Annotated in this window: 3 protein-coding genes; 1 reads left to right on the forward strand and 2 read right to left on the reverse strand. The window is 58.7% G+C overall.

From position 1 onward, the window contains the following. Positions 1 to 449 precede the first annotated feature (449 nt). Entirely contained in the window at positions 450 to 2,117 is a 1,668-nt protein-coding gene (locus QZ307_RS10315) for an FAD-binding protein (protein WP_295999574.1), read from the reverse strand. Between the two features lie 346 nt (positions 2,118 to 2,463). Here QZ307_RS10315 and QZ307_RS10320 point away from each other — a divergent pair, with 346 nt between their 5' ends. Next, positions 2,464 to 3,870 carry a LuxR family transcriptional regulator gene (locus QZ307_RS10320; RefSeq protein WP_295999576.1) on the forward strand — a complete coding sequence of 469 codons (1,407 nt, stop codon included), beginning with the start codon at positions 2,464 to 2,466 and terminating at the stop codon, positions 3,868 to 3,870. Here the strand turns inward: QZ307_RS10320 and QZ307_RS10325 are convergent. Beyond that, positions 3,867 to 6,554 carry an RNA helicase gene (locus QZ307_RS10325; protein ID WP_295999578.1) on the reverse strand — a complete coding sequence of 896 codons (2,688 nt, stop codon included), beginning with the start codon at positions 6,552 to 6,554 and terminating at the stop codon, positions 3,867 to 3,869. The two genes, QZ307_RS10320 and QZ307_RS10325, sit on opposite strands and share 4 nt — an antisense overlap. Positions 6,555 to 6,825 lie beyond the last annotated feature (271 nt).

Raw genomic sequence — 6,825 nt, forward strand, 5'->3', positions numbered from 1 at the left:
GCGGGCCTTGCACCTTCGGCACTCACTTAAGAGTTCTCCAGAGTTTTCTCCGCCTCCGGTTCGGACGCCCCACAGCGCTCCGTCCCGAAGACCTCACAGAAATAATGCCGCCCTATTATGCGCCCTGACACGCTATCAATCAATAACTAATTCGCCCAACGTTTCATGCGGCGCAGAACGTGCCGCCAGCGGCAGATCACGGCGGCCGTCCGCGCGGGAGGGGCCGGGCCCGTCGTCTGGCCACCCGCTTCGCTACTTCGCCTTCGGCTCAGGCGCTGCGCTCCCTCATGTTTTTATGGAGCGGCCTTTGGCCGCGGAAAAGACGGCGTTCAGAGAGGCCTGCCGACGGGCCCGGCCCCTCCCATGCTACTATATAGTACTGGCGTCTTAAGGCGACCCTCGATCTCCATGCCGCAGCAGAGGAATCGAGGGTCGCCTTCGAATGATTACTAGGCCAGCAGACCTAAATCTTTGCAAGCTGCGTTTGCAGCAACATATCCTGTCGTACAAGCAGCACCTTGCCCCGATCCACCATGCAACCCATAGGGATAGTCGTTAAACTGCATGGAACCATTGTCGATGCCGCACACAAACAAGCCCTTGATGGGGAGATCGTCGTGGCCAATCGCTCGCGCCTCGCAATCTCCCCGCACGCCACCACAGGTACTATAGGCGCAAGCCTCGACTTGAACCGCATAAAACGGCTTCTTCTCTAACGGCGTCATGAGCGCAGGGTCGGCCCCAAGCGGGTCACGCGTCCCGTCCCCCTTTGCCCTATTATTGTAGTCTTCCACCGTTTCAGCCAACGCTTCCGAATCAACCCCCATGAGTTCAGCAAGCTCCTCAAGACTATCGGCCTTCCAAACAAAGTCGCTGCTTTCAACCAAGGATCGGAACTCTCCGCTCCCAACACCCATGAAGGCAACGAATTCATTGAGCTTGTCCTCGCCCTCATAGGCTTCAACGTGCGCCTCGTCGAACAACGTAAAAACCTTCGACTGGGAAGCAATTGCCGTGTTGAGACGGGAGGTATCGGCGTCTTCCGCAAGCGTCTCGTTGTAGAAGCGCTTGCCGCTCTGATTTACCATGGGAAGCGTTTTGCCTATTTCCAGAGGATACCGATATGCGGGCGGCCACTGAGTAAAAATCGACAGCATGCTGCTCCAACTTTCTCCGCATGCCTTCGAAAGTCCATACATTACCGCAGACGGCGCCTGGGAAAGAGCACCTGCTGTCAGCGCCATATTGATACCGTCGCCATCTTGGCCATCAAACCCCAGAAATACAACTCGTTCACTAGGAACGCGAAGGCGCTCGGCGCACATTTCCGGGTTTTTCCCGAATCCACCCGTAGCGAGCACCGTCGCTTTTGCATTAATACGCACGAGATCGTCTCCGCTTTTTGCGTAAACGCCCCCAACCCCCTCGTCATCGAGAATGATATTCACGGCAGGAGACTCTAGGCGAAAATCCAAATTATCGAGCGTCTCCCCATAGGCCCAAAGCGGCTTGAGCATACCTTCGCCGTTGTTTGTCCAATTTCCTGCCTCGTCAAAACAGCTCAGAAGGGAGCCCTGACCACCAGTCGACATCGAAGCCCCATGGCTTATAGCCCAATCGAGAGCTTCTCCAGAATTGTCCAGGTAGCACCAAATCCCCGGTGCATAAGCACCCCAATTGTGCCACTGCATGTAAGCTTCGAACTCAGCTTGTAGGTCTGCGGGCCCCTGTGCGTCAAGCTGCTCTTGGGTGTTGTAGGCAAGCGTGCCCTCCGTCACCGTCGAAGTTCCTCCCTTGAGATTTGTTTTCTCGAGCCAGATAACACGAGCACCAAGCTCAGCTGCTCTAATCGCGGCATAGGTTCCAGCGGATCCCGAACCGCACACCACAACATCGCATTCCTCAGTGCGAGTCACATCCCTTTCATCCACTTCGACAAGTCGCGAAGAATAAGGGCGATCCTCGCCCTTATTCGCACTGGTGCCCGATGCATCGGCGCCAGTGGACGGCAAACCGCCATTCGAAGGAGCACACCCCGCGAGGCCGACCGCTGCCACACTCGCACCAAATACTCCGCCCCCAACAATAAAATCTCTGCGCGATATTCCCTTGCCCATTGTTGACCCTCCTCTTTCCTAACTGGTTTATCGCATGCGCGATTTTGGGCTCATAAGCTATCGCCCAATTTGCCTATCGGCGAAAAACGTTGACAGCGCTTATTCCAAATCGCACTTATGTATAAAAACGCAGGTGTTGGATTTTGAGAGTGCAGATTGAGGTTGATTGCAGGCGCGAAAGGGTTGAAAAAACGGTTGATGAGGCACATTACGCACTTCAAGCCACCCTTCGCCTCCGCACTCCACTTCCTCAAAGTGCGATTCCCCCTCGCGTTCTCCATGCTTAAACGATATAAAATAGGTCGAAAGGCAGTTCTATGATGCGAAACCACTCGGGAGGTCGAACGTGGCCAAAGCAGTGACGATAAACCAGATACGCAACGTGCCTTTTGCTCTCGCTCTAGCTTTCGCTTGCGCCTGGATGCTCGACCCCTCTGCTGCAATTCCGGCGGGATTCGCTTCGCTCATATCCTTTTCTCAATATCCCCATCTCCTTGTAACGTCACTCGCGTTCGGCGTCTTGGCTCTGTTTCACCGTCAAGCCAGCACTTTCCTCAGCAGCAAGGCGTTCGTCGTTGCCTCCTGCTCGCTGTGCTTCCTCGGTTTTTTTGGCGCCTGGGTGTTCTCATTACGGCCAGAGACTCCCTGGGGATTCCTGCCCTTTGCTTGCCTTTGCGCAACGGCGCTCTGCCAAGCCTCTCTGCTCATCTCGTGCCTCAAGGCGCTTGCAGGGCTCCCTCTCGTCGACTGTCTTTTAACACTCATTGCTTGGCAGTTTTTCGTAGGCGTACTGAGAGCACTCTCAACTTTGCTCCCGCCACTTGCCATATCCTGTATTGCGCCCCTCGCAATCGCCCTCTGCCTCACTCGGAAATCCTCTACTGCGCTTTGGCGCAAAACTCCTACGGTTACCCCGCCCCCAGAAGAGACAGGCAAAATCGAGCCGCACAGCTTCTTCCCCATTGCGCGACTGCTACTAATTTATTCGCTTATCATTTTTACCATCCAAACGCTGCAAGGTTTTGCCCCCATACCCGTAGCCAGTGTTTCCTACTTCGGGCTCTTCGTCGCCATTGCAGTTACCTCAATCGCCCTTGCGGTAAACGGAAGGATCGTTCGCATCAAGCAGCTCTATGATGCATCGCTCGCCATTCTGGAACTGGCGATTATAGTTTTCGCGATAGGAGTCGGGCGCTCCTATGAAATCGCCTCGATTCTTCTCGACGCTTCCTATATGACCTTCTCAACGTTTTTCTTCACCGTACTTTGCAATCTCTGTCAGAGAAGAGGGAACAACCCAGTCCTTGTTTTCTCGCTTGCCTATCTTGCAGAGCAGCTCGCCGCTTTTCTAGGGGAAGCCTTCTCGGGCACGGTAGGGCCTGGCGTGCATGCTTTGCCCCTCGTCCTACTCGCAGGATTAGGAGCCATCGCGTTCGTCTATCTTTCGCCCCTTAGAGACGGAAGCCTCGAGAGAAACGCCGACCCAGCGAAGGCGCAGTACATCGATCCAGCACGCTATTACGCCATACTTACCGAAACCTGCACATCAGTTGCCATGCAGTGCTCTCTGACTAAACGCGAGGGAGACGTACTCCTTCTCCTCGCCCAAAGAAAAACGTTAGTGCAAATTAGCGACGATCTGGTGGTAAGCCTCGCTACGGTGAAGACGCACACCCACAATATTTATAAAAAATTGGGCGTTCATAGTAGGCAGGAGCTATACCTGTTTCTTGGTCTGGAGAACCTCTCCTAGTTCGTCAAATCCTCTACAAACCCGACGCGGTAGTTCTTGAAGATGACTTCGCCCTGCTCCTGGGTGGCGTCCAGGTCGACGTCGGCTTCGATGCGGAAGTCGCCGTCGGCGTTCTCGTCCAGGAAGATTTGGCGCACGTGCCACCGATGCTCCTCCTGCTCCGGCCCCTCGTCGATAGTCAGATACGCGGCGCTGCGGGCGTCGCCGTCCAGACGGATTTCGTTGTGCTCGGCGAAGTAGTCGTCCAAGGCGGCATTCCAGGCGCGCTCGCCCATGCCCCATTCCTCATCCAGATTGCCCAGTTCGCGCGTGCGCTCGAGCGCGGCCAGACGCACACGGGCAAACAGCGCATTGCGCACCATGACCTCCATGCCGTGACGGTCGGCCACCACCGCATCAGGCGCCACCGGGGGCGCTCCGGCCTCGGGCAAATCGCCGGCATTGGCCCAGGCATCCACCAACGAGGAGTCGGTAGTACGCACCATGAAGCCGAGCCACGCCACGATGTCGCGCAACGAATCGTTCATGGTGTCGGGCGGCAGCGTGCGCACCAACACGCGGAAGGCGTCGGATAGGTAACGCAGCAGCGTGCCTTCGGATTTCGCGATACCGTAGCGACCGATGTAAGTTTTGAAATCGCTGGCCGTCTCCACCATGTCGCGTAGCACGCTCTTGGGCAGCAGCTCGTAGTCGCGGGCCCACGGCACGCTTTGGCAGTACAGGTCGAAGGCCTGGGCCAGCAGGTCCTCCAGCGGCTTCGGATAGGTGATTTCCGCCAGGCGCTCCAAGCGCTCTTCGTAGTCAACGCCGTCGGCCTTCATGGCGGCCATGGCCGCGTCGCGGGCCTTGCGCTCTTGGGCGCGCAGCACCTTCGCCGGATTCTCCAGCGTGGCCTCTACCAGGGAAATAACATCCAGGGCATAGGTGTCGCTCTCAGGATCCAGCAGGTCGAGGGCCGCTAGCAAGAAGGGCGACAGCGGCTGATCCAGGGCAAAGTCCTCGGGCAAATCCACCGTCAGCACATAGCTGGGGCTGCCGTCCTCGGCTTCTTCGCGCACCACCACGCCGGCCTCGATGAGCGTGCCGAAAATCTCGTCGGCGCGGGCATTCAGCTTGATCTTCTCCTCGGGCGTCTGGGCCGAATCGGCAATTAGCTGGTGCACGTTCTTCCAGGCATCGCCCCCGCGGGACACCACGGCCAGCACCATAGAGTGGGTAATGCGCATACGCGGCGTCAGCTTCTCGGGCGGTTTCTCAATGAGGTGCTCGAAAGTCTGCTTGTTCCAGCTGACGAAGCCCTCGGGCGGCTGCTTCTTCTTGATCTTACGCAGCTTCTTGGGGTCGTCGCCGGCCTTCAGCACGGCCTTATGGTTCTCGATCTCGTGTTCCGGCGCCAGAGCGATGACCATGCCCTCGGTATCGAAGCCGGCGCGCCCAGCGCGGCCCACAATTTGATGGAACTCGCGGCTGCGCAGCTTGCGCATTTTCTGGCCATCGAACTTCGTGAGCTGCGTGAGCACCACGGTGTGGATGGGCACGTTGATGCCCACGCCCAGCGTGTCGGTGCCGCAAATGACGGGCAGCAGCCCCTGCTGGGCCAGGCGCTCCACCAGCAAACGATAGCGCGGCAGCATACCCGCATGATGTACGCCCACGCCAGCGGCCAGAAGCCGCTGCAGTATCTTGCCGAAGGGCGTAGTGAACTTCGTGCCCTTCATGGCCTCCTTGATGGCTTCGCGCTGCGCCTTGTCCGACACGCCGTAGCTGGCCAGGGCCCGAGCGTTCTTCAGCGCCTCGTCTTGCGAGAAGTGGACAATGTACATGGGAGCTTCGCCGGCCCGCAGGCCCAGTTCTACCGTGGCCTCCAAAGTTTCGAAGGTGTAGTCGTAGGACAGCGGCACGGGACGCGGGGCGTCGGTGATGCGGTCGACGGGACGGCCCGTGCGCTCCTCAAGGGCGGTGGCAATGTCGGTGATATCGCCCAACGTGGCGCTCATCAGCAGAAACTGAGCATTCGGGAGGGTCAGCAGCGGCACTTGCCACGCCCATCCGCGATCGGGATCGGCGTAGAAGTGGAACTCGTCCATGATGACGCAGCCCACCCTCGAGGCCGGCCCCTCGCGCAGTGCCTGGTTCGCGAGAATTTCCGCCGTGCAGCAGATGACCGGCGCCTCGGTGTTGATGGTGGAGTCGCCCGTGATCATGCCCACGTTGTCGCGGCCGAGCACATCCACCATGTCGAAGAACTTCTCGGACACGAGGGCCTTGATGGGTGCCGTGTAGTAAGCCGTGCGCCCCGTGGCAATGGCCATGAAGCACAGGCCCAGCGCCACCATGGACTTGCCCGAGCCCGTGGGCGTGCCCAGAATGACCGAGTCGCCCACGGCCAAGTCCATGAGCGCGTCTTCCTGATGGGGCCACAGCTCCATGCCGCGGGAATCGACCCACTCCAGGAACGTCTCGAGCGCCTCGTCGGGTGTCATCAGGTCGCCCTCCCCCGTTTCCGCCCAGGGCAGCATCCAACCCAGCGAGCCGGGCTCGAAGGGATCGACGGGCTCCGCGCCAACAGGCGCCCCCTCGACCTGCGCGGCGCCATCGGGGGTGGCGCCGCTAGCTTCGTTCTCGAAGTCCTCGGGCAGTTCGTAAATTTCAGATTCAGGGGCGTTCTCAACAGGCACAGCCATGGCCATCCTCACATCGCGCGGGTTTTTCTCCATTATAGGGAACTTCCTGGCCTCAGCCCCAACTGTCAGCAACCCGCTGCCGAACGGAATGCGAACAAGCAGGGCGGAAGAGAGGACAGGCGGGAGTCCGCGCGAAGCAGCTGCAAAAGGCGCGTCGACGGATGGAAGGTTCCCAAAACCTGCCGTTTGGTTCCCCTCTCTTCCGAAAGGCGTCGCTCCCACCTGGCCTTTTGCTGGAACAGGGAACCAAACGGCCCCTTTTCGTCCCTCA

The sequence above is a fragment of the uncultured Adlercreutzia sp. genome, from assembly GCA_910585575.1.
Taxonomy (GTDB): Bacteria; Actinomycetota; Coriobacteriia; order Coriobacteriales; family Eggerthellaceae; genus Adlercreutzia.